The sequence below is a fragment of the Paraburkholderia sejongensis genome (genome assembly GCF_020880815.1).
Taxonomy (GTDB): Bacteria; Pseudomonadota; Gammaproteobacteria; order Burkholderiales; family Burkholderiaceae; genus Paraburkholderia; species Paraburkholderia sejongensis.
The window spans coordinates 53445-74430 of the sequence record NZ_JAJITD010000020.1 but is presented as its reverse complement, the minus strand read 5'-3'; the positions used below and the strand labels follow the sequence as shown (position 1 = coordinate 74430).

Annotated in this window: 21 protein-coding genes; 6 read left to right on the top strand and 15 right to left on the bottom strand. The window is 65.3% G+C overall.

All coding sequences use genetic code 11. From position 1 onward, the window contains the following. Positions 1–40: 40 nt before the first annotated feature. The 4 genes from LJ656_RS29560 to LJ656_RS29545 form a co-directional block, all read right to left on the bottom strand. Positions 41–751: a sulfate/molybdate ABC transporter ATP-binding protein gene (locus LJ656_RS29560; RefSeq protein WP_230513029.1), complete on the bottom strand. Its 711-nt coding sequence runs from the start codon at positions 749–751 to the stop codon at positions 41–43. Between the two features lies 1 nt (position 752). Further along, a complete protein-coding gene (gene modB, locus LJ656_RS29555; RefSeq protein WP_230513028.1) occupies positions 753–1427 on the bottom strand; it encodes a molybdate ABC transporter permease subunit in 675 nt (224 codons plus the stop codon). 35 nt (positions 1428–1462) lie between these two features. After that, positions 1463–2236, bottom strand: a complete 774-nt coding sequence (modA, locus tag LJ656_RS29550) for a molybdate ABC transporter substrate-binding protein (RefSeq protein ID WP_230513027.1) — start codon at positions 2234–2236, stop codon at positions 1463–1465. 236 nt (positions 2237–2472) lie between these two features. After that, positions 2473–3177 carry a phosphatase PAP2 family protein gene (locus LJ656_RS29545; protein ID WP_230513026.1) on the bottom strand — a complete coding sequence of 235 codons (705 nt, stop codon included), beginning with the start codon at positions 3175–3177 and terminating at the stop codon, positions 2473–2475. 366 nt (positions 3178–3543) lie between these two features. Between LJ656_RS29545 and LJ656_RS29540 the strand changes: the two genes are divergently transcribed. Together LJ656_RS29540 and LJ656_RS29535 are read left to right on the top strand one after the other, a co-directional pair. After that, a complete protein-coding gene (locus tag LJ656_RS29540; RefSeq protein WP_230513025.1) occupies positions 3544–4728 on the top strand; it encodes an extracellular catalytic domain type 1 short-chain-length polyhydroxyalkanoate depolymerase in 1185 nt (394 codons plus the stop codon). Positions 4729–4838: 110 nt separating this feature from the next. Beyond that, positions 4839–5021 carry a DUF3563 family protein gene (locus LJ656_RS29535; RefSeq protein WP_075304920.1) on the top strand — a complete coding sequence of 61 codons (183 nt, stop codon included), beginning with the start codon at positions 4839–4841 and terminating at the stop codon, positions 5019–5021. A 214-nt stretch (positions 5022–5235) separates the two neighbouring features. Here LJ656_RS29535 and LJ656_RS29530 read toward each other — a convergent pair whose 3' ends face one another. From LJ656_RS29530 to LJ656_RS29500, 7 genes are all read right to left on the bottom strand, one after another. After that, on the bottom strand, positions 5236–5694 hold the full coding sequence (locus LJ656_RS29530; RefSeq protein ID WP_230513024.1) for a TspO/MBR family protein: 459 nt from the start codon (positions 5692–5694) through the stop codon (positions 5236–5238). 44 nt (positions 5695–5738) lie between these two features. Then, positions 5739–7238 carry a cryptochrome/photolyase family protein gene (locus LJ656_RS29525; protein WP_230513023.1) on the bottom strand — a complete coding sequence of 500 codons (1500 nt, stop codon included), beginning with the start codon at positions 7236–7238 and terminating at the stop codon, positions 5739–5741. A 153-nt stretch (positions 7239–7391) separates the two neighbouring features. Beyond that, positions 7392–7811, bottom strand: coding sequence for an organic hydroperoxide resistance protein (locus LJ656_RS29520; protein ID WP_075304923.1), 420 nt, complete (start codon positions 7809–7811; stop codon positions 7392–7394). A 190-nt stretch (positions 7812–8001) separates the two neighbouring features. Next, complete coding sequence (locus LJ656_RS29515; protein WP_230513022.1) at positions 8002–8463, bottom strand: MarR family winged helix-turn-helix transcriptional regulator; 462 nt, start codon at positions 8461–8463, stop codon at positions 8002–8004. A gap of 132 nt (positions 8464–8595) precedes the next feature. Beyond that, on the bottom strand, positions 8596–9402 hold the full coding sequence (locus tag LJ656_RS29510; RefSeq protein WP_230513021.1) for a BPSS1780 family membrane protein: 807 nt from the start codon (positions 9400–9402) through the stop codon (positions 8596–8598). Then, a complete protein-coding gene (locus tag LJ656_RS29505) occupies positions 9393–10388 on the bottom strand; it encodes a homoserine kinase (protein ID WP_230513020.1) in 996 nt (331 codons plus the stop codon). The genes LJ656_RS29510 and LJ656_RS29505 overlap by 10 nt, the downstream gene beginning before the upstream one ends. A 188-nt stretch (positions 10389–10576) precedes the next feature. Continuing rightward, entirely contained in the window at positions 10577–10969 is a 393-nt protein-coding gene (locus LJ656_RS29500; protein WP_230513019.1) for a hypothetical protein, read from the bottom strand. Positions 10970–11156: 187 nt separating this feature from the next. On the opposite strand from LJ656_RS29500, the gene LJ656_RS29495 reads away from it, so the two are divergent. Next, positions 11157–12683 (top strand): AMP nucleosidase, encoded by a 1527-nt coding sequence (locus tag LJ656_RS29495; protein ID WP_230513082.1) that lies wholly within the window; start codon positions 11157–11159, stop codon positions 12681–12683. 221 nt (positions 12684–12904) lie between these two features. Here the strand turns inward: LJ656_RS29495 and LJ656_RS29490 are convergent, their stop codons facing one another. Genes LJ656_RS29490 through LJ656_RS29480 form a run of 3 tightly spaced genes read right to left on the bottom strand, consistent with a single transcriptional unit; the run spans position 12905 to position 14784 of the window. Beyond that, positions 12905–13435 carry a chromate transporter gene (locus LJ656_RS29490; RefSeq protein ID WP_230513018.1) on the bottom strand — a complete coding sequence of 177 codons (531 nt, stop codon included), beginning with the start codon at positions 13433–13435 and terminating at the stop codon, positions 12905–12907. Beyond that, positions 13432–14007 carry a chromate transporter gene (locus LJ656_RS29485; RefSeq protein WP_230513017.1) on the bottom strand — a complete coding sequence of 192 codons (576 nt, stop codon included), beginning with the start codon at positions 14005–14007 and terminating at the stop codon, positions 13432–13434. Before LJ656_RS29485 ends, LJ656_RS29490 begins: the two co-directional genes overlap by 4 nt. 33 nt (positions 14008–14040) lie before the next feature. Beyond that, positions 14041–14784: an LOG family protein gene (locus tag LJ656_RS29480; protein WP_230513016.1), complete on the bottom strand. Its 744-nt coding sequence runs from the start codon at positions 14782–14784 to the stop codon at positions 14041–14043. Between the two features lies 1 nt (position 14785). Here LJ656_RS29480 and polA point away from each other — a divergent pair, with 1 nt between their 5' ends. The 3 genes from polA to LJ656_RS29465 all read left to right on the top strand — a co-directional run bounded on the left by polA (position 14786) and on the right by LJ656_RS29465 (position 20003). Then, positions 14786–17527, top strand: coding sequence for a DNA polymerase I (polA, locus tag LJ656_RS29475; RefSeq protein WP_230513015.1), 2742 nt, complete (start codon positions 14786–14788; stop codon positions 17525–17527). A gap of 156 nt (positions 17528–17683) precedes the next feature. Beyond that, the gene (locus tag LJ656_RS29470) at positions 17684–19039 is read left to right on the top strand and encodes an NAD(P)/FAD-dependent oxidoreductase (protein ID WP_230513014.1); all 1356 of its coding nucleotides are present in this window, start codon (positions 17684–17686) and stop codon (positions 19037–19039) included. A gap of 91 nt (positions 19040–19130) precedes the next feature. After that, positions 19131–20003, top strand: coding sequence for a dienelactone hydrolase family protein (locus LJ656_RS29465; RefSeq protein ID WP_230513013.1), 873 nt, complete (start codon positions 19131–19133; stop codon positions 20001–20003). 24 nt (positions 20004–20027) lie between these two features. On the opposite strand, the gene LJ656_RS29460 is transcribed toward LJ656_RS29465, so the two are convergent. Beyond that, entirely contained in the window at positions 20028–20897 is an 870-nt protein-coding gene (locus tag LJ656_RS29460; RefSeq protein WP_230513012.1) for a sulfurtransferase, read from the bottom strand. Positions 20898–20986 lie beyond the last annotated feature (89 nt).

Sequence of the window (20986 nt, the reverse complement as noted above, 5' to 3'; positions counted from 1 at the left end):
CATTGAACGGGCGCCTGTCCAGCCTGCGGACAGCCCCCACTCAACGCGGCGAGGCCTCGCTGCGCGCATAACCCGCGAACGGCTGATCTTCACGCACCTGGCCGTCGTTGACCTGCACGACCTGATCGCCGAACGCGGCGACATCGTCGGGATCGTGCGTGATCAGCACCATCGGAATATCGAGCCGCGTTTGCAGGTCCGACAGCTCGCGCCGCATGCGCTGGCGCAACGCGCTGTCGAGCGCGGAAAACGGTTCGTCGAGCAGCAGCAGACGCGGTTGCGAAATCAGCGCGCGCGCCAGCGCGACCCGTTGCTTCTGCCCGCCGGACAGCTGCGCCGGATGATTACCCGCGACGCCGCGCAACTCCAGCGCATCGAGCCAGTAATCGACCTGCGGATGCGCGCCGCGCGCGCCCGGATTGAACCAGCCCTGGCGCAGGCCGAAGCCGATGTTCTGGCGCACGTTCAGATGCGGAAACAGCGCGTAGTCCTGAAACAGATAGGCGATCTTGCGCGCCTGCGGCGTCAGGTCGATGCCGCTCGCGGCGTCGAACAGCGTGGCGCCGTGCAGCGTGATCGACCCTTCGTCGGGTCGCAGCAGCCCGGCGATCGCCTGCAAGGTCAGACTTTTGCCCGCGCCGGACGGCCCGAACAGCACGAGCCGCTGGGTGTTCGCGCTGAACGCGACGTCGAGTGTGAAGCGCCGCTCGGCGCTGGCGAAGGTTTTGCGGATCGCGACGTTGAGCGGCATTTCAGCGGGACCTCAGAAGTGTGTGCTGGGGCACGAGGCGTCCCGCGAGCAGCAGGATCGTCACGCATGCGACCGAGGTCACCAGCACGAGGAAGTTCGCGGTGCTGTCGTCGCCGGCCTGGACCGCCGAATACACCGCGACCGACAGCGTCTGCGTACGGCCGGGCAGATTGCCAGCGATCATCAGCGTCGCGCCGAATTCGCCGAGCGCGCGAGCGAACGCGAGCAGGCCGCCGGCCAGAATGCCGCGCGCGGCGAGCGGCAGCGTCACGCGGAAAAACACCGCGGTTTCGCTGACGCCGAGCGTGCGCGCCGCGTGCTCCAGCTGCGGATCGACGCCCTCGAACGCGGCGCGCGCCGACTTCAGCACCAGCGGAAACGCGACCACCGTCGACGCGATCACCGCCCCCTGCCACGTGAACACGAGCTGGATATCGAAGCGGTCGAGCCATGCGCCGATCACGCCGCGTCGGCCGAGCAGCACCAGCAGGTAGTAGCCGAGCACCGTCGGCGGCAGCACGAGCGGCAGCATCAGCAGCGAATCGATCACGTCGCGCGCCGCGGAGCGCCAGCGCGACAGACCGAGCGCCGCCGCGACGCCGAGCACGAGGTTGAGCGCGGTGGCCCAGCCCGCCACTTTCAGCGACAGCAGCAGCGGAACCCAGGCCTCTTGCATGACGGTGTGCCTCTTCTATGGATCAGTGCTGTGGATCAGTGCGCGGGCTTGAAGCCGTACTTCGCGAGCACCGCCTGGCCGGCCGGCGACAGCACGAAATCGACGAACGCCCGCGCGTCGGCCGCGTGGCGGCTGCCTTCCACCTGCGCGATCGGGTAGGTGATCGCGGTTTGCGTCGGCACGGTCAGCGCGACCTTGACCTTGTCCGGCATGATCGCGGCATCGGTGCCGAACACGAAGCCGGCGTCGACTTCGCCGCGCGCGACGTAATCGAGGCTCTGGCGCACGTTCGACGCGAGCACCGCCTTCGCGCTCACCGCATCCCACACGCCGGCGGCCTGCAACGCGCCCTGCGTATAGCGGCCGACCGGCACCGAAGCCGGATCGCCGAACGCGACGCGCTTCACGCTGGCCGTGGTCAGATCGTTGAGGCCGGCGGGCGCGAAACGGCTGTCGGCCGGCACGATCAGCGCCAGCGAATTGGCCGCGAAGTCGCGTCGCGTGGCCGGCACGATGACTTTTTCCGCGGCGGCTTTGTCCATCGCCTTCTGATCCGCCGACGCGAACACGTCGGCGGGCGCGCCCTTGACGATCTGCTGCATCAGCACGTCGGATGCGCCGAAGTTCATCAGTACCTTGGTGCCCGGGTGCTGCTGCTGGAACGCGTCGCCGACTGCCTTGAACGCGTTCGTCAGGCTGGCGGCGGCGGACACCACGAGTTCAGCGGCGTGTGCATTCACGCTGACGAGAACGGAGACGGCGCTCGCAACGCACAGCGCGGATTGCTTCAAACGGCGGGAAAGTGTCATGAAGGACCTGAAAAGCCTGAGCTGGACAAAGCTGCGAGGTGAAACCGCTATCGTAATATATGCGCGGTTATAGCGGTGAGCGCGACAGAATTCAGGGCGGCTGGTCACGCGCCACGCAACGCGTGACGGGTGACGCGCACGCACGCGCAGAAAGCGGTGAAGACCGGCGGAGGAAGCGGGAGAAGACCGGCTGACGGCGCGAAAGCGGCGGCCAGCCCGCCCGGCCGCCCGGCCGCTTAGGCGATCGGCGCGCGCGGCACCGGTTCGAGGGTGTTGAGAGTCTGCGACAGCGGCGCGGCTTGCGGCCGGAAGTCGCCCGTGGCCTTCCATTTCGCGCGGATGAACGGCCGGTCGTGGCCGGAGACTTTGAGCGCGATATCGGTGACCCAGCGTTGGGTCGGCACGTGCACGCCGTGCATCACGATTGCCAGCACCAGCATGCTGACGGCGACCGGCAGTACCGACAGCCGGCCCGGCTCCGCATTCCACGCGATGCGCACGAACACCAGCGCCGCGAGCGCACCGACGAGGCAGCCTGTCACCGCTTCGGACGGCGAATGCGCACTCAGCACGACGCGCGACAAGCCCACCGCGATACCGGCGGCGAGCCCCACCAGCACCCCGAACAGCCGCAGCGCGGGCCGCGCGGGCAGCAGCATCAGGAACAGCGCAACCGGATAGACCGAGGTGGACAACATCGCATGACCGCTGACGCCGGTGAAGTCGAGTTCACGGATACCGACGCCCCAGCCGAGGAACGCGAGCTTGGTGACGGTCACGATACCGATCGCCGAACCGAGCAGGGCCAGCCAGCAGACGGAGAGCCTCCACGAATAACCGACCGCCAGCCAGATCGCGATGGCGAGCGCGAGCGGCAGCGTCATGCCGGCGCCGCCGAGGCTGGTGATCGAATACCACAGATGGATGGGTAAATCGGGCATGGGCAAAAGCGCGACCCGGGTCGCGTGGAATTTGGGGTGAGTGGGAAGCGGCGCGCGGCCGGCGGTGCATGCCGGTGCGACTCGGTTCGACAGGGTCGAAGGCTAGCCGTCAGTATAGACGGGTGTCGGTTGACGGTCTTGTCGCCCGCAACGCTTTTATCGCCTTGAATGTTGGCTGCCGAACGGCCATCGTGCGAGTTGGACGATGGGGGCGCGACAAGGTTCGCCACGGCGGAAATCGGGCTTGGCTAACGGCAGCGGTCTTCAGCAACGGACTAAAAATGATGTTATTGTGCATTGCACAACTTTATGCGATCTGGTGATTTTCGCCGATCTGCACTGTCCCTTTTTGCGAGGTTATCGCCGATGGCTAAAAGCCTGTCGAAAATCTGGCTGCGCGGTTTAAAGCGCCTGCTCGCGATTCAGACCGAACACGGGCAAAAAACCGCGAAGCGAACGCCGACGCGACCGGTTCGCGCCGCCGCCAACAAACCATCGAGTAAAACCCGGCCGTTGAAGCCGGCCGCCGCGCTGCGCACGCCCGCGAAACGCGAAGCGCCGCGGGAATCACGTGTGCGGCCGCGCGCGGCCGCGTGGGCGAGCGGCGCGTGGACCCGTTCGTTCCATTCCGCGCCGGCCGCGCCGGGCCGGCTCGTCAATCATCTGCAGTATGGGCTGTACATTCCGGCCGGCCATGCACATGAGGCGATGCCGCTCGTCGTGATGCTGCACGGCTGTACCCAATCCATCGACGAATTCGCCGAAGGCACGCGGATGAACCTGCTCGCCGACCGGTACGGCTTCGCGGTGGTCTACCCGGAGCAGTCAAAGCACGCGCACTCGCATCGCTGCTGGCATTGGTACGACGCAGGCGACAGCGCGGGCGGCGCCGAGGCGCGGGCGGTGGTGTCGCTGGTCGATGCGCTGGTCGCGCAGCACGGCTTCGACGCCGAGCGCGTGTACGTGGCGGGAATTTCGGCGGGCGCGGGCCTGAGTTCGCTGCTTGCCGTCAAGTATCCGGAGCATTTCGCCGCAGTGGCCCTTCACTCTGGCCCCGCTTTAGGCGAAGCCCGCTCGGGCATCACCGCGATGGACGTGATGCGGCGCGGCGCGCGCCGCGAGCCGGTCGAACTCGTCGACGCGCTCACCGACGTCGCCCAATACCCGGGGATGCCGGCCATCATCATTCACGGCGACGCCGATCACGTGGTCGCGCCGGTCAACGCCGAGCAACTGGCTACCGAGTTCCTGCGCCTGAACCGGATGATCGACGCGCGCGGCGCGCGCAAGTCCGGCGAGATGCGCGAGGACCGCAAGGGCGGTGTGGTGATGCGCGACTATGTGCGCAGCGGGCGTCGCGTGGTGCGGACCTGCCGGGTCCAGGGGCTCGGCCACGCATGGGCGGGCGGCGATGACGCGGTGCCGTTCCATTCGTCGAAAGGCCCGGACGCCAGCGCGATGATCTGGGAATTCTTCAAGCATCAACGCCGGCCCGAGGCCGCGCGTCTCGCCGAGGGCGCGGCGGTGGCGGCTTCGTCGGCCGGCCGTTGACGCCGTAACAACACCTCGAATATTGACCAGTAGCGTAATCCTAGGGTTTTCCCTATAATACGGGTTATCCCTTAGGCGTAAACGCCTAGCTCACATTGCCGAGGTCGACCATGTATCTGCTTAGCCGCCTGTTTCTGTTCCTGACCAAGTCGCCGGACCAGCTCGCCAAAGAGCGCGCCGACGCCTATCTCGCCGAAGCGACCGATCTGTACGATCTCGAATTCCGTATGCGCAAGCTCGACCGTGACGCGAACGTGCGTCAGCCGTCGTGGATGAGCCAGCACTACGGTTAATCGGGCGTCAAACGTCCGCATCGGACTGTAGCAATCGGAGCATCGGCGGGTAGTGAGACGCCGGTGTTCGGGGCACGCCGCTCAGGCGCTCGCCCGAAACCCTCGCTTCACCAGCTTCGCCCTCCATGCGGCCCGCGCGGCCAGTCAAGCGGCTTACTTTCGGCGCCTCGGTGCTGGCGCCTGGCTTCGGCCAACTCGTCTCCAACGGCTCGCATCACGCAGCCGGATTCATCTGCCACAACGCGTAATTGAGCAGCGCCGCATACGCGACCCATATCACGTACGGCATCAGCAGCACGCCCGCGAGGCGATCGCGTCGCCAGAACATATAGGTCAGCACGACGATCAGCACCAGCAGGATCAGTATGTCGACGAGCCCCGCGTCGGGCCGGTGCAGGCCGAAAAACAGCCACATCCACGCCGCGTTGAACAGCAGTTGCACGACCCACAGCACGATCGCCGCGGTCATCCCGTCGCGCTTCCAGACCCGACACGCGGAAAACGCCATCAGTACGTACAGCACGGTCCAGACCGGCGGGAACACCCAGTTCGGCGGATTGAAGACGGGTTTGTGCAGATCCGCGTACCACGCGTCCGGCATCGATAGACTCGCGGCCCAGCCGGCCGCCAGCGTCAGGATCAGAAACACGAGCAGCGACGGCAGACGACGCATCTTTACCCCTCCAGACGTTGTTGTTCACTGATGTAAGCGGGCCCTCACTTGCCGTAACGGGCGAGCGTGCGCTCGCGGGCCTGCGCGTGATCGACGATCGGTTCCGGATAGTCTTTGCCCAGTACCACGCCGAGTTCCGCGAGCCGCTGCGCGCCCGCAACCCATGGCGCGTGAATCCATTTTGCCGGCAAGTTCGCGAGCTCGGGAAGATAGCGTTTGATAAAGCGGCCGTCCGGGTCGAATTTTTCGGATTGGGTGACCGGATTGAAAATGCGGAAGTACGGTTGCGCATCACAACCGGTCGAGGCCGCCCATTGCCAGCCGCCGTTGTTCGCCGAGAAATCGAAGTCGTTGAGCAAGTCCGCGAAATAGCGCTCGCCGCGACGCCAGTCGATGCCGAGATCCTTCGCGAGAAAGCTCGCGGTCACCATCCGCAGACGGTTGTGCATGTAGCCGGTGCGGTTTAGTTGCAGCATCGCCGCGTCGATCAGCGGATAGCCGGTGCGGCCGTCGCACCACGCGGCGAACGCCTTGTCGGCCTCGGCGCCATGCTCCCAGCGCAGATGCTCGTATTCCCGCTTGAACGGCGCGCCGCTCGCGATGCGCGGATGATGGGCGAGCACCATGAAGTAGAAGTCCCGCCAGATCAGCTCGGAGAGCCAGGTCGCCGCGCCTTCGCCGTCGGGCTGGAGCGACATCTCGTACGCGAGGCGCGCGAGCGTGCGGATCGACACGGTGCCGAAGCGCAGATGCACCGACAGATAGCTCGGTCCCTTCGCGGCGGGAAAGTCGCGGCGCTCCGCATAGCTGTCGATGCGCGTCAGGAAGTCGTCGAGCAACTGTTGCGCGCCGCTCATGCCGGCGGGCAGCGCCAGTTCGGCGAGGTTGCTCGGTGCGAAGCCGAGCTGGTCGAGCGTCGGCAGGGGGCGGTCCAGCTTGCGCGGCAGCGCCGCCAGATGCTTCGCATAGGTTTCGACAGGGTAGGGCTTCAGGTCGAACGCGCGGAGCTGCTTGAGCCACGCGTTCTTGTATGGCGTGAAGACCGCGAACGGTTTGCGCTGACCGTTGAGCACCTCGTCGCGCTCGAAAATCGTCTGGTCCTTGAACGTCAGCCACTGGCGACCCGCTTCGGCGAGCTGTTCGCCGACCGCTGCATCGCGTTCGATCGCAACCGGCTCGTAATCGTGATTCGCGAACACCGCATCGACCCGCAGTTCGGCGGCCAGTTTCGGTACCAGCTCAGCCGGGTCGCCATGCAGCACGACGAGACCGCCGCCGTCGGCGCGCAACGCGTGATCGAGTTCTTGCAGCGATGCGAGGATGAAATCGATCCTCCGGTCCTGCGCCGGCTCGTCCGGATGACGCGTCTGCCATGTGTCGATCAGCGGTTGCAGGATCGTCGTGTCGAACACGAAGACGCACCACACCCGCTCGCAATGCTTGAGTGCGTAGTACAGCGCGGCCTGATCGGTGCTGCGCAGATCGCGGCGGAACCAGACGAGGCCGGTGTCGAAGGAGTCGTCGAGGCGGCGGGCGCGTGTCATCGGGTAGGGTGGGTAGCGGTGGGAAGCGGGAAGTTAGGGTGCGGTGTCGCAGATTGCGTGCCGTGGGCGTCAGATGCAACAACGCCCGCCCCTCATTGTGCAGGGAGCGGGCATTGTTCGCGACGGCGCGCGGTTGCGCGCCGGTCGGCCGGCTTACGCGACGTGCAGACGAACCGCGACGTTGTTGCGCGTGGCGTTCGAGTACGGGCAAACCTGATGCGCGGCGTCGACCAGTTCCTTCGCCGCTTCCGGCGCGAGACCCGGCAGGGTGATGCGCAGATCGATGTCGAGCGCGAAGCCGCCGTGGTCGTTCGGGCCGATGCCGACGTCCGCGGAGACCTGCGTGTCGGCCGGCAGCGCCTGCTTGCGCTGGCCGGCGACGAACTTCATCGCGCTCAGGAAACAGGCCGAGTAGCCGGCCGCGAACAACTGTTCGGGGTTGGTGCCCGCCGCGCCGTTGCCGCCGAGCTCACGCGGCGCGGCCAGCTTCACGTCCAATGCATTGTCCGACGATACGGCGCGGCCGTCGCGGCCACCGGTGCTCGTTGCGCTTGCCTTGTAGAGGATGTTCATGGTGCTGCTCCTTGTCTGGGATGGTCAGGGTTCGCATGCTTGCCGCCGCGGGCTGGTTCGCCGGTCTGGCGAGGTAACAGCGAAGCGGCATGTCGACTAAGATAGTACACAAATCATTTGTGTGCAAATTAAATTTTGCATCGACGCGATAGCGCGCTTCCCGTTTTGGGTAGCGGCTGCAGCGCGGCGGTTACTCGCCGTCGTCCATGTAATCGTTGAGTGTCGCGCGCAGACGGGTGAGATCGTCGCGCAGGCGCAGCAGGAATTCCGGCGTCTGCTGGGTCGCGCAGAAGATTTCGGCGGGCACTTCGCGCGCCTGGCGTTTGAGCGTCTTGCCCGCGCTGGAGAGCCGGATATAGACGAGCCGTTCGTCGTCGGTGCCGCGCACGCGTTCGACGAGGCCTTGAGCCTCGAGCCGTTTGAGCAGTGGCGTGACCGTCGCCGGATCGAGATTCAGACGCGTGGCCATGTCCTTCACGGTGACGTTGTCGGTTTCCCACAGCACCAGCATCGCCAGGTATTGCGGGTAGGTCAGGCCGAGCTTTTCGAGCAGCGGCTTGTACGCCTTCGTCATCGCCAGCGAGGTCGAATAGAGGGCGAAGCACAGTTGCTCGTCGAGCGTGAAGGGGAGGGCGGCGCGCTGAGTGGTCATCGTGCATCTCGGCTGAAAGAGCGTGCAAATGGCTTGCACGCTAACCATTGTGCCGCAATCCGGCGTAGATGACGGGCGCGAGAGGAACGAACGCGCGGGCGCCGGAACGGCCCCCGCGCGGCAATCGACAGATCAGGCCGCCGGCCGGGTCGGCAGATCCGGTGTTTGCGGCGTCTGCACGCCGAAGCAACCGCGATAGGTCGCGTAGAACGAGCAATACAGCATCGTGGTGACGATCATCGTCGCGGGCATCAGGATCGCGAACGCGAACTCGGCCGCGCCGAGCGCCTGCATCAGCGTGGACAGCCCGAGCGACACCAGCGTCGCCACCGCGAACCACAGCGCCGCGAACACGACGAACGCACCGCGATTGCGCCAGCAACTGACGACGCTGAAGAACATCGCCTTGACCGGCGGCACGTCGTGCCACGCGATGAGAATCGGCGAGAACCAGAACAGCATCGCGACCGGCACGTAAAACGCGAGCGCGGTCAGCACCGCGAGCGGGATGTTGCTGTTGGCGATCGCGTTCTCGTCCATCGCCGCGTTGCCGAGCATCACCTGCAGCAGCATGCCGCCGTCGGCAAGCGCGGAGCCGGCCAGCACCAGCGCCATCGCGATCACGTACACGACGCCGAGCACCAGCAGCCGCCGCGTGACCACCGGACCGTACGAATGAAAGCCGTCGACGAGGATGGTCGGAAACACCGGTTTGCCGGCGATCGTGTCGCGGCACGCGGCCATGAAACCGACCGCGACGCCCGGAATGAACAGCAGCGGCAGCACGCCGCCGACCACCGGGATCTGCGACACCAGTGTCATCACCAGCAGATAGGTGAAGAACAACGTGAGGAACGCGAGCGGATTCTTGCGGAACAGCCAGATGCCTTGCCGGAACCACACGTAGCCGGTTTTCGCGGGAACTTCGATCAGTTGCATGGAGTATGGATGCCAGGATTGGCGACGCCTTTCAGGCGTTCGCGCAGAATGCGTTCGAAATGGCCGGGGTCGTGCGGCTTGAGCAGCTCGGCCGCGCGCGGCAGGTGAAAATCATACAGGCGCGAGACCCAGAAGCGGTACGCGCCGGCCCGCAGCATGTCGCCCCAATGGCGGTTTTCCTCGACGGTAAACGGCCGCACCGTCTGGTACGCGCGCAGCAGCGCCTCGGTGCGCGCGTCGTCGAGCTGGCCGGTCGCGAGGTCGACGCACCAGTCGTTGACGGTCACCGCGACGTCGAACAGCCACTTGTCGCAGCCGGCGAAATAGAAGTCGAAGAAGCCGCCGAGCCGCACTTCGTGGCCGGTGCCGGGCGCCGCGTGCGCGAACATCGCGTTGTCGCGGAACAGGTCGGCGTGGCAGGGGCCGCCCGGCATCGCCGCGTAATCGGCCGACGCGAAAAACGCTTCCTGATGCGCGAGCTCCGACGCCAGCAGCTCGGCTTGTTCGCCTTCCAGATACGGCAGGATCGTCGGCACGGTGTCGCGCCACCACGGCAGGCTGCGCAGATTCGGCTGATAGCGCGGATAGTCGCGGCCCGCGAGGTGCATCCGCGCGAGCATCTGGCCGACCTCGACGCAGTGCTCGATGCCGGGCGCGAGTTCGGGCGCGCCCTCGAGCTTGGTGACGATCGTCGCCGGCTTGCCGAGCAGCATGCCGAACAGTGCGCCGTCCTTGCGCGGCATCGGATCGGGCACCGGCACGCGGTGCGACGCGAGGTGGCGCATCAGGTCGAGATAGAACGGCAGTTGTTCGGCGGTCAGCTTTTCGAAAATCGTCAGCACGTATTCGCCGCGCGTCGTCGTCAGAAAGAAGTTGCTGTTTTCAATGCCGGACGAGATGCCACGCAATTCGACGACATCGCCGAGGTCGTAGTGGCGCATCCATTCTGCGAGTTGGGAGTCGTTGACAGCGGTGAAGACGGCCATGCGGGAAACGTCGGGTCAGGTTGTTCGGGCTGGCGCGGTAGGGCCAGTGCGAGGTGCGACAAAAGTAGGCAGCAAGCGGGTGGAGGCGGTGTCGAACCAGGCGGTTCGGCGTATCCGGATTGCGCTTGCGGGGAACACGGGCCGCGGCGCGGGACCCGGCAAGTGCCGGCGCGCCGCTTCGGGATCGATCAGTAGCGCAGGTTCACCGACGGCAAACGGGTGCTCGGACGGCCGCTGTCGTGGACGGTCGGCGACGTGTCGAGCGGCGCGCTCATCTGGTAGCGCGTGCCGAAATTCGAATGCACGTTGATTTCGACCGGCTTGCCCTTGTCGCGATACTCCGTGATTTCGGTGCCGCTCGGGCTCACCTCGTGGAAGCTCGGCGTGCGCGGAACGTTGATTTCGACCTTCGAGCTGACCTCCGCGGCGGGGCGATTGATCTTCGCCAGGTCCGGCAGACCGGCCCGTTCATTGGCCGACTGGGGCGCGTCGGCGGGCGGCGGTTCGTCGACGGGGGCAGCCATCGCGGCGTTGCCGAAGGCTAAAGCCAGCGCAACGGCGATGGGAAGGAGCGGCTTCATGGTGATTCTCCGAAAGGGTGCGCCGATTTTAGCAAATCCGGCCTCGCGTACGGGCGCGCGGCCTTATTTTGCGCCGCTTTCGCGCAACGCGCGCGAACCGTGTGCAAGCCCGTCTTCAGCCTGTGGTTGACATTTGGCGGCGCCGGGTTCCGTGGTAAGGTCGTCTCATCAATAGGGGTGAACGATGATGAACAACGATATCAATCAACGCACGGTGCAAACTCCCGCCAACAGCTTCCCCACCGAGGGCTTCGACGACGCGGCCGAGGCCGTCACCCGCCTCGCCGCGATTTACGAGGCAAACACTTCGTTCCTGCGCGATGCATTCGCGCGCTACCGCCGCAACGAGCAGTTTGTCAATCGCGTGCGCGCCTGCTATCCGTTCGTGCGGGTGCGCACCGAGGTCAACACGCACGTCGATTCGCGCCGCTCGTACGGCTTCGTCGCGGGGCCGGGCGTGTTCGAGACGACCGTCACGCGGCCCGACCTGTTCGGCAACTACTATCGCGAGCAACTGCGGCTGCTGGCGAAAAACCATCATGTGCGGATCGAAGTCGGCGTATCGGATCAGCCGATCCCGATTCATTTCGCGTTTGCCGAGGGCATTCACCTCGAAGGCGATCTGGACCGCGAGCGCCTGTCCCTGATGCGCGACATCTTCGATACGCCGGACCTCGCGCTGCTCGACGACCGGATCGTCAACGGCACCTATGAACCGCTGCCGGGCGAGCCGCATCCGCTCGCGCTGTTCACCGCGGCGCGGGTCGACTTCTCGCTGCACCGGCTCAAGCACTACACCGCGACCTCGCCGACGCACGTGCAGAACTACGTGCTGTACACGAACTACCAGTTCTATATCGACGAATTCGTCAAACTGGGCCGCAACATGATGACCCGTACCGACGACGAGGAACTGCGCGCGTACCGCAGCGAATACACGTCGTTCGTCGAGCCCGGCGACGTCGTCACCTACAACGAGAATCTCGGCGAGCAGGCCCAGGAAGGCACGCCGCCGCCGCGGCTGCCGCAGATGCCCGCGTATCACCTGAAGCGCGCGGACGGCAGCGGCATCACGATGATCAACATCGGCGTCGGGCCGTCGAATGCGAAGACCATCACCGATCACATCGCGGTGCTGCGCCCGCACGCGTGGATCATGCTCGGCCACTGCGCGGGGCTGCGCAACACCCAGCGTCTCGGCGACTACGTGCTCGCGCACGGCTATGTGCGCGAGGACCACGTGCTCGACGCCGATCTGCCGCTGTGGGTGCCGATCCCGGCGCTTGCCGAAGTGCAGGTCGCGCTCGAACGCGCGGTCGCGCAGGTCACACAGCTCGACGGCGTCGAGTTGAAGCGCGTGATGCGCACCGGCACGGTCGCGAGCGTCGACAACCGCAACTGGGAACTGCGCGATCATCGCGAACCGGTGCAGCGGCTGTCGCAAAGCCGCGCGATCGCGCTCGACATGGAAAGCGCGACGATCGCCGCGAACGGCTTTCGCTTCCGGGTGCCGTACGGCACCTTGCTGTGCGTGTCGGACAAGCCGTTGCACGGCGAGCTGAAGCTGCCGGGCATGGCGGATCAGTTCTATCGCGCGCAGGTCGATCAGCATCTGCAGATCGGGGTGAAGGCGATGGAGCTGCTGCGGATGAACGGGCTGCATCGATTGCATAGTCGCAAGCTGCGCAGCTTTGCGGAGGTGGCGTTCCAGTAACCGCGCCGGTAACCTGAGGCGGATGCGGCGGGCGATGCGGGTGTCCTGAGCGGGACTGCCGGCATCGCCCGCGGCGCTTTACGAGCCTGTCTGCGCGCGGCGCAAGCGCCGGCTTGTGCCGGGCTGAGCAATCTAAGGGAGTAAGCGGAAAGCTTAGCTTACCGAACCTTTCTCTTTCAGCACGAAACCTATGGGCATAACTGGTCAGGAGTTCGGCTGGTTCAACCTTGTCCGAACCCGCTCAAACCGATCAGACTTCCCGCCGCCAGCAGCCACAACGGATGAATCCGCGTCTTCGTCGCGAGCACCGCGGTGAATGCGGTGATCGCCCACGCGATCGCGGTCGGGTTCGAGGCTCGCGCGATCACCGCCGCGCTCGCCGCGACGATACCGGCCGTCACCGGCACGAGGCCGAGTTGCGCGTAGCGTCGCCACGGCCGGTCCTTGAAGCGCTCCCACGCGTGCAGCGCGAGGATCGTCACAATCGACGACGGCCCGAACTTTGCAATCGACGTCACCAGCATCCCAGCCCAGCCGGCCACATGCCAGCCGATCAGTGTGACGATCATCAGGTTCGGCCCCGGCGCGGCCTGCGCGAGCGCGAACAGCGCGCTGAATTCGCTGGCCGGCATCCAGTGATGCACATCGACCACCTGGCGCTGCATCTCCGGAAGAATCGTGTTGCCGCCGCCGAACGCGAGCAGCGACAGCTGACTGAAAATAACCGCGAGCGCAACGAGTGTGTGAGTCATCGTGCGCTCCTCGCGGCGAGATAAATGCTGAGCGGCGTGAGCACCAGCATGGTCGGCAGCAGCGGCAGCCGCAGGATCGCAATCGCAACGAAGCCGAGCGCCGCGATCAGCGCGGCGAGCGGCTTGTTGCGCAACGGCAGCAGGATTTTGATCGCCATCGAGATGAGCAGGCCCGACGCGGCCGCCGCGAGCCCCGCGAACAGATGGCGTACATGCGGATCGTTTTGCGTGTGTTCATACAGCACGCCGAGGCCGATCACCACCAGTGAAGGTCCGGCGATCAGCCCGAGCAAGCCGGCCAGCGCTCCCGGCAAGCCGCGAAAGCGCATTCCCATCGCAACCGACAGATTGATCACGTTGCCGCCCGGCAGGAATTGACAGAGGCCGAGCAGGTCGGTGAAATCTTCAGCGCTGAGCCAGCGGCGTTGTTCGACGAGTGCGCGGCGCGCGAGCGGTAACGCGCCGCCAAAGGAGATCAGTCCCAGGCCGAGAAAGCCGCTGAAGATTTCGCGCACCGTTGGGGTGGGCGCGAGTCCGGCGCCGGGCTCGGGCGAGGTGAGTGGGTGGTCCATGTTGCGATGCTTCGGGGCCCGCGGCTTGCATCGTTACAGATAGAACATCCGGTCTTCGTCCGACTTCACCGGATGCTGCTCGCCTTCCTCGCGATCTTCATAGAACTTCAGCACCGCTTCGAGCACCTGGTCCGGATCGTCGATTACCTGCATCAGATCGATGTCGGTCGGATTGATCAGGCCCATCGGAATCAGCGAGCTCTTGAACCACGCGAGCAGCCCTTCCCAGAACTCGGCGCCGACCAGAATGATCGGCACGTGACGCGATTTCTTGGTCTGGATGAGCGTGAGAACTTCCGCGAGTTCGTCGAGCGTGCCGAAGCCGCCAGGCATCACGATGACCGCGTCCGAGTTCTTCACGAACGTGACTTTACGCGTGAAGAAATGACGGAAGCGCAGCGAGATGTCCTGCCACTGGTTGCCCGATTGCTCGTGCGGCAGTTCGATGTTCAGACCGACCGACGGCGCCTTGCCCGCATGCGCGCCTTTGTTGGCCGCTTCCATGATGCCGGGGCCGCCGCCGGAGATCACCGCGAAGCCCGCGTCGGACAATTTGCGGGCGATCTGCGTGGCCAGTTTGTAGTACGGCGTGTTGGGTTTCAGACGCGCCGAACCATAGATACTGACAGCCGGGCGAATCTCCGACAGGTACTCGGTCGCCTCGATAAACTCTGCCATAATCGTGAACATCTGCCACGATGCGCGGGCTTTTTTGGCCGTTGCGCGCTCTTGATCTGCGAGCGATCGCAGACTCGGAATCACTTTTCTCTTAGTCATAATGCCTGAAGAACGAAGCCTTGAAGGTAAGACCCTGCTGTTGGTCGACGGTTCGAGTTATCTATACCGGGCCTACCATGCGATGCCTGATCTGCGCGGTCCCGACAGTAGCCCGACGGGTGCGCTCTACGGGATGATCAACATGCTCCGGCGCATGCGCAAGGAAGTTACCGCAGAGTATAGCGCGTGCGTGTTCGACGCCAAGGGCAAAACATTTCGTGACGACTGGTATCCGGACTACAAGGCGAACCGCCCGTCGATGCCGGAAGATCTGTCGCGTCAGATCGAACCGATTCACGTCGCGGTGCGCGCGCTCGGCTGGCCGCTGCTCATGATCGAACGCGTCGAAGCCGACGACGTGATCGGCACGTTGTGCGCGCAAGCCGAAAAGCTCGGCATGAAGGTGGTCGTTTCTACCGGCGACAAAGACCTCGCGCAACTCGTGTCCGATCGCGTCACGCTGGTCAACACGATGACCAACGAAACGCTCGACCGCGAAGGCGTAATCGCGAAGTTCGGCGTGCCGCCGGAACGCATCGTCGATTACCTGTCGCTGATCGGCGATACCGTCGACAACGTGCCGGGCGTCGATAAATGCGGACCGAAGACCGCGCTCAAATGGCTCACGCAATACGACTCGCTAGACGGCATCGTCGCACATGCGAGCGAGATCAAAGGTGCGGTGGGAGACAATCTGCGCCGCGCTCTCGATTTTCTGCCGATGGCGCGCAAGCTCGTGACCGTCGAGCGCAACTGCAATCTGACCGACCACATCGTGTCGATCGGGGAAAGTTTGCAGAGCCGGCCGGAGTCGCGCGAAGAACTGCGCGAGGTGTTCACGCGCCACGGCTTCAAGACCTGGCTGCGCGAGGTCGAAATCGCCGATGCGGTCGAAGGTCCGGAAACGGACGTGCCGCCCGCGTTGTCGGTCGACCATGAGCGCCATTACGACACCGTGCAGACGTGGGAACAGTTCGACGCGTGGCTCGAAAAGATCAACGCGGCCGAACTGACCTCCTTCGATACCGAGACCACCTCGCTCGATCCGATGACCGCGCAGATCGTCGGCCTGTCGCTGTCGGTCGAAGCGGGCCGCGCCGCCTACGTGCCGCTCGCTCATCGCGGCCCGGACGCGCCCGTGCAACTGCCGCGCGACGAAGTGCTCGGCAAGCTCAAGCCGTGGCTCGAAAGCGAAGAGCGCAAGAAGGTCGGCCAGCATCTGAAGTACGACGAACAGGTGCTCGCGAATTACGGCATCGAAATGCGCGGCGTGCAGCACGACACGCTGCTCGAATCGTACGTGCTCGAATCGCATCGCACGCACGACATGGACAGCCTCGCGCTGCGCCATCTCGGCGTGAAGACGATCAAGTACGAAGAGATTTGCGGCAAGGGCGCGCAACAGATCGGCTTTGACGAAGTCGCGCTGGATAAAGCCGCCGAATACGCGGCCGAAGACGCCGACATCACGCTGCGCCTGCATCAGGCGCTGTACCCGCAGATCGCCGCCGAAAAGACGCTCGAGCACGTGTACAGCGAGATAGAAGTGCCGACCTCGCGGGTGCTGCGCAAGATGGAGCGCACCGGCGTGCTGATCGACGCGGAGAAGCTGCGTCAGCAAAGCAGCGAAATCGCCGCGCGGCTGATCGAGCTCGAAAGCAAAGCGTACGAACTGGCCGGCGGCGAATTCAATCTTGGTTCTCCGAAGCAGATCGGTCAGATCTTCTTCGAGAAGCTTGAATTGCCGGTCGTCAAGAAGACGCCGAGCGGCGCGCCGTCGACCGACGAAGAAGTACTGCAAAAGCTCGCCGAAGACTATCCGCTGCCGAAAATCCTGCTCGAGCATCGCGGCCTGTCGAAGCTGAAATCCACCTACACCGACAAGCTGCCGCGCATGGTCAATGCGCAGACCGGCCGCGTGCATACGAATTACGCACAGGCGGTCGCGGTGACCGGGCGGCTCGCGTCGAACGATCCGAACCTGCAGAACATTCCGGTGCGCACCGGCGAAGGCCGCCGCATTCGCGAGGCGTTCATCGCGCCGCCTGGACACAAACTCGTGTCCGCCGATTATTCGCAGATCGAACTACGCATCATGGCGCACATCTCCGGCGACGAATCGCTGATGCGCGCGTTCTCGCAAGGCGAGGATATTCACCGCGCTACGGCTGCCGAGATCTTCAGTGTGACGCCGCTCGAAGTGTCGAACGATCAACGGCGCGTCGCGAAGGTCATCAACTTCGGCCTGATCTACGGGATGAGCGCGTTCGGCCTGTCGGCCAACCTCGGCATCACGCGCGACGCGGCGAAGATGTATATCGACCGTTATTTCGCGCGCTATCCGGGCGTCGCGCGTTATATGGACGAGACGCGTTTGAGCGCGAAGGCGAAGGGTTACGTCGAAACCGTGTTCGGCCGCCGTCTGTGGCTGCCGGAAATCAACGGCGGCAACGGGCCGCGTCGGCAGGCAGCAGAGCGCGCGGCAATCAATGCGCCGATGCAGGGTACGGCCGCCGACCTGATCAAGCTGTCGATGATCGCGGTGCAGAAGTGGATCGAAGATTCGAAGATCGGCACGCGCATGATCATGCAGGTGCACGACGAACTGATTCTCGAAGTGCCGGACGCCGAATTGTCGGAAGTGCGCAAGCGTCTGCCTGAACTGATGTGCGGCGTGGCCGCGCTGAAGGTGCCGCTGGTCGCCGAGGTCGGCGCCGGGCTGAACTGGGAAGAGGCGCACTGACATTGCCATGACACGCGCGCGATAACGTCGTGTGCATGTCACACATGGGTTTTGAAGACTTGTGGCTACCCGTGTGGGTCGAGGACAATCGGTCCGGAACGGCGCCTTCGTGCGCGGCGTCGCGACGCATAATTCATCGGCTACACGGAGAGTGCAATGCATCGATTTATCGTCGTTGGCGGAGGTGCGGGCGGACTGGAACTGGCGACCCGTCTTGGCGATCGCTACGGCGCCGGCAAGAAGGGCAAGGATGCGAAGGCCCTTGTCACGCTGGTCGACCGCAATCCGACCCATATCTGGAAGCCGCTGCTGCACGAGGTGGCGGCCGGCAGCATGGATCCGTTCACGCAGGAACTCGAATACGCGGCGCAGGCGCGCTGGCACGGCTTCGAGTTCCAGCAGGGCGAGCTGACCGGGCTCGACCGTGCGAGCCGTCGCATCACGCTGGGCACCGTGCTCGACGACGACGGCGCCGAACTGCTGCCAGAGCGCGTGCTCGAGTACGACACGCTGGTCATCGCGATCGGCAGTACCACGGCCTTCTTCGGCGTCCCGGGCGCGGCCGAATTCTCCATTGCACTCGATACCGTCGGCCAGGCCGAGCGTTTCCGCAAACGCCTGATCGCGGCCTGCATGCGCGCCGAGCATCAGGCCCACGAGCCGGTCGAATCGCGCCCGGGCCCCGGCACCTGGACGACCAGCGAACCGCGTATTCAGGTGGCGATCGTCGGCGGCGGCGCGACCGGGGTCGAGTTGTCGGCGGAATTGCGCAATACCGCCCAGGTGTTGTCCGCGTACGGGTTGCACAAGCTCGACCCGCGCCATGACGTCGGCATCGTGTTGATCGAGGCGGGGCCGCGTATTCTGCCGGCGCTGCAGGAACGTGTCTCTACGGCTACCGCCGAATTGCTGACCAAGCTCGGCGTGAAGCTGATGATCGGCGAAACCGTGGCCGAGGTTGCGCCCGGCTTTATCCGGACCGCCAGCGGTCACACGGTGCGCGCCGATCTGACGGTGTGGGCGGCCGGCATCAAGGCGCCGGCGGTGCTGGGGCAACTCGACGGGCTGCCGGTCAACCGGCTCGGCCAGCTGTCCGTGCGCCGCACGCTGCAAACCGAAATCGACGACAACATCTTCGCGCTCGGCGACTGCGCCGCTTGCGAGTGGCCGGGCAACGAGCGCAACGTGCCGCCGCGCGCGCAGGCCGCGCACCAGCAGGCAACGTTTTTGCTGAAGGCGCTGGCGGCCCGCCTCGAGAACCGGCCGCTGCCGGAATTCACCTATCGCGACTTCGGCTCGCTGGTGTCGCTCGGCCACTTCAGCGCGGTCGGCAATCTGATGGGCGGGGTGATCGGCGGCAACATGCTGATCGAAGGGCTGTTCGCGCGCTTCATGTACATGTCGCTGTACCGGCTGCATATCGCCGCGCTGCACGGCTATCCGCGCATGGTGCTCGACACGTTCGCGCACTGGCTGCGCCGCACCACGCTGCCGCGCGTCAAGCTGCACTGAGGCGCGCGCGCTGCGCTCATGGTTGAATCTGCAACGGGATGCGCTCCGCGCGTATCCTGTTGCATCCGATCAACCAACCGAGGAGCGCCGCATGCTGGAACCCGAAATCGACAGCCTGATCCCGCACGTTCCGTTTGACCGCCGTACCTTCATCAAGGCCGCGCTCGGCACCGGCTTCGCCGCGGCCGTGCTGCCGGTGTCGGCGCAGACCATCCACACCGACAGCGACGGCCTCGAAGCCGGCGAAGTCGCGTTCCAGTCGGGCGGCACGCTGGTGCCGGCCTATCGCGCGCAACCGAAGGGCAAGACCGATCTGCCGGTGATCCTCGTCGTGCATGAAATTTTCGGCGTGCACGAGCATATCGCCGACGTCTGCCGGCGCTTCGCGAAGCAGGGCTATCTGGCGATCGCGCCCGACCTGTACGAGCGGCAAGGCGACCCGACCGTCTTCACGAGCATGCAGCAGTTGAACGAGCAACTGGTCAGCAAGGTGCCCGACCAGCAGGTGCTGGCCGATCTGGATGCGGCCGCTGCGTGGGCGGGCGCGCATGGCGGCGACTTGAACCGGCTGGGCGTGAACGGCTTTTGCTGGGGCGGGCGCATCGCGTGGCTATACGCGGAGCACAATCCGCGCGTGAAGGCGGGCGCGGCCTGGTATGGCCGCGTGACGGGCGCGAAGACCGAGAACACGCCGGCCAATCCGATCGATCTCGTCGCGAATCTGCATGCGCCGGTGCTCGGAATGTACGGGCGCCAGGATCAGAGCATTCCGCAGGACACGCTCGAGCAGATGAAACAGGCGATCGCGCGAGGTCCCGCGGTGGGGCGCGGCTCGCAGTTCGTCGTGTACGACGATGCGGGCCACGCGTTCTTCGCGGACTACCGGCCGAGCTATCGCAAGGCCGATGCGGAGGATGGCTGGCGTCGCGCGCTGGTGTGGTTCAAGCAGCACGGCGTCGCGTGACGCGCGCGGCCGGCGCTTCAGGGCTTAAGGATTCGGGCCGGTCGCGACCGGCCGCTTCGGGTCCGAACTCCATTCGCTCCACGAGCCCGCGTACAACGCGGAGCCGTGCAGGCCGGCAATTTCCATCGCGAGCGAATTGACACAGGCGGTCACGCCCGAGCCGCATTGCAGCACCACGTGCTCGGGCGGGGTGTCGCCGAGCAGCGCGTGGAATTCCTCGCGCAGCGTGTGGGCGGGCTTGAAGCGGCCGTCGGCGGTCAGATTGTCCTTGAAGAAGCGATTCAGCGCGCCCGGGATATGGCCGCCGACGCGATCGAGCGTCTCGTTTTCGCCGCGATAGCGGTCGGCCGCGCGCGCATCCACGACCACGCGTTCCTTCGAGCCGAGATTGCGCTCGACCGTCTGTGCATCGACGGTGACCGCGAGCGGCGCGGCCGGCTTGAAGTCGCCGGTGTCCTGGGCGGGCGCGTCCTGCGTCAACGGCTGGCCGGCGGCTTGCCAGGCCTGCAATCCGCCGTCGAGCAGCGCCACCGCGTCGTGACCGAGCCAGCGCAACAGCCACCAGATTCGCGCCGCGTACATGCCTCCTTGCGCGTCGTAAGCGACGACCTGCTGGCCCTGCTTGAGCCCGCGCGATTTGAGCGTCTCGACGAGCCGCGCGCGATCCGGCAACGGATGCCGGCCGTTCGAGCCGGTCTTCGGCCCGGACAGATCGCGATCGAGATGCAGAAAATGCGCACCCGGCAGATGGCCGGCCAGATAGGCTTTTTCGCCCGCCTCCGGATCGGTGAGATCGAACCGGCAGTCGATCACGAAGACGCTGCCCGGCGCGGCGGCGAGCCGCTCGGCCAGATTGGTCGCGGAGATCAGGGTGGTGTAGTGGGTATGGGGCATGATGTCTCCTCGATGCAGGCGATGGCGGCTCCGGGCCGCGTGTTTCGATGCGGCGGGCGGGTGGCCGGTCTATGTGGGTAGTCTAAACA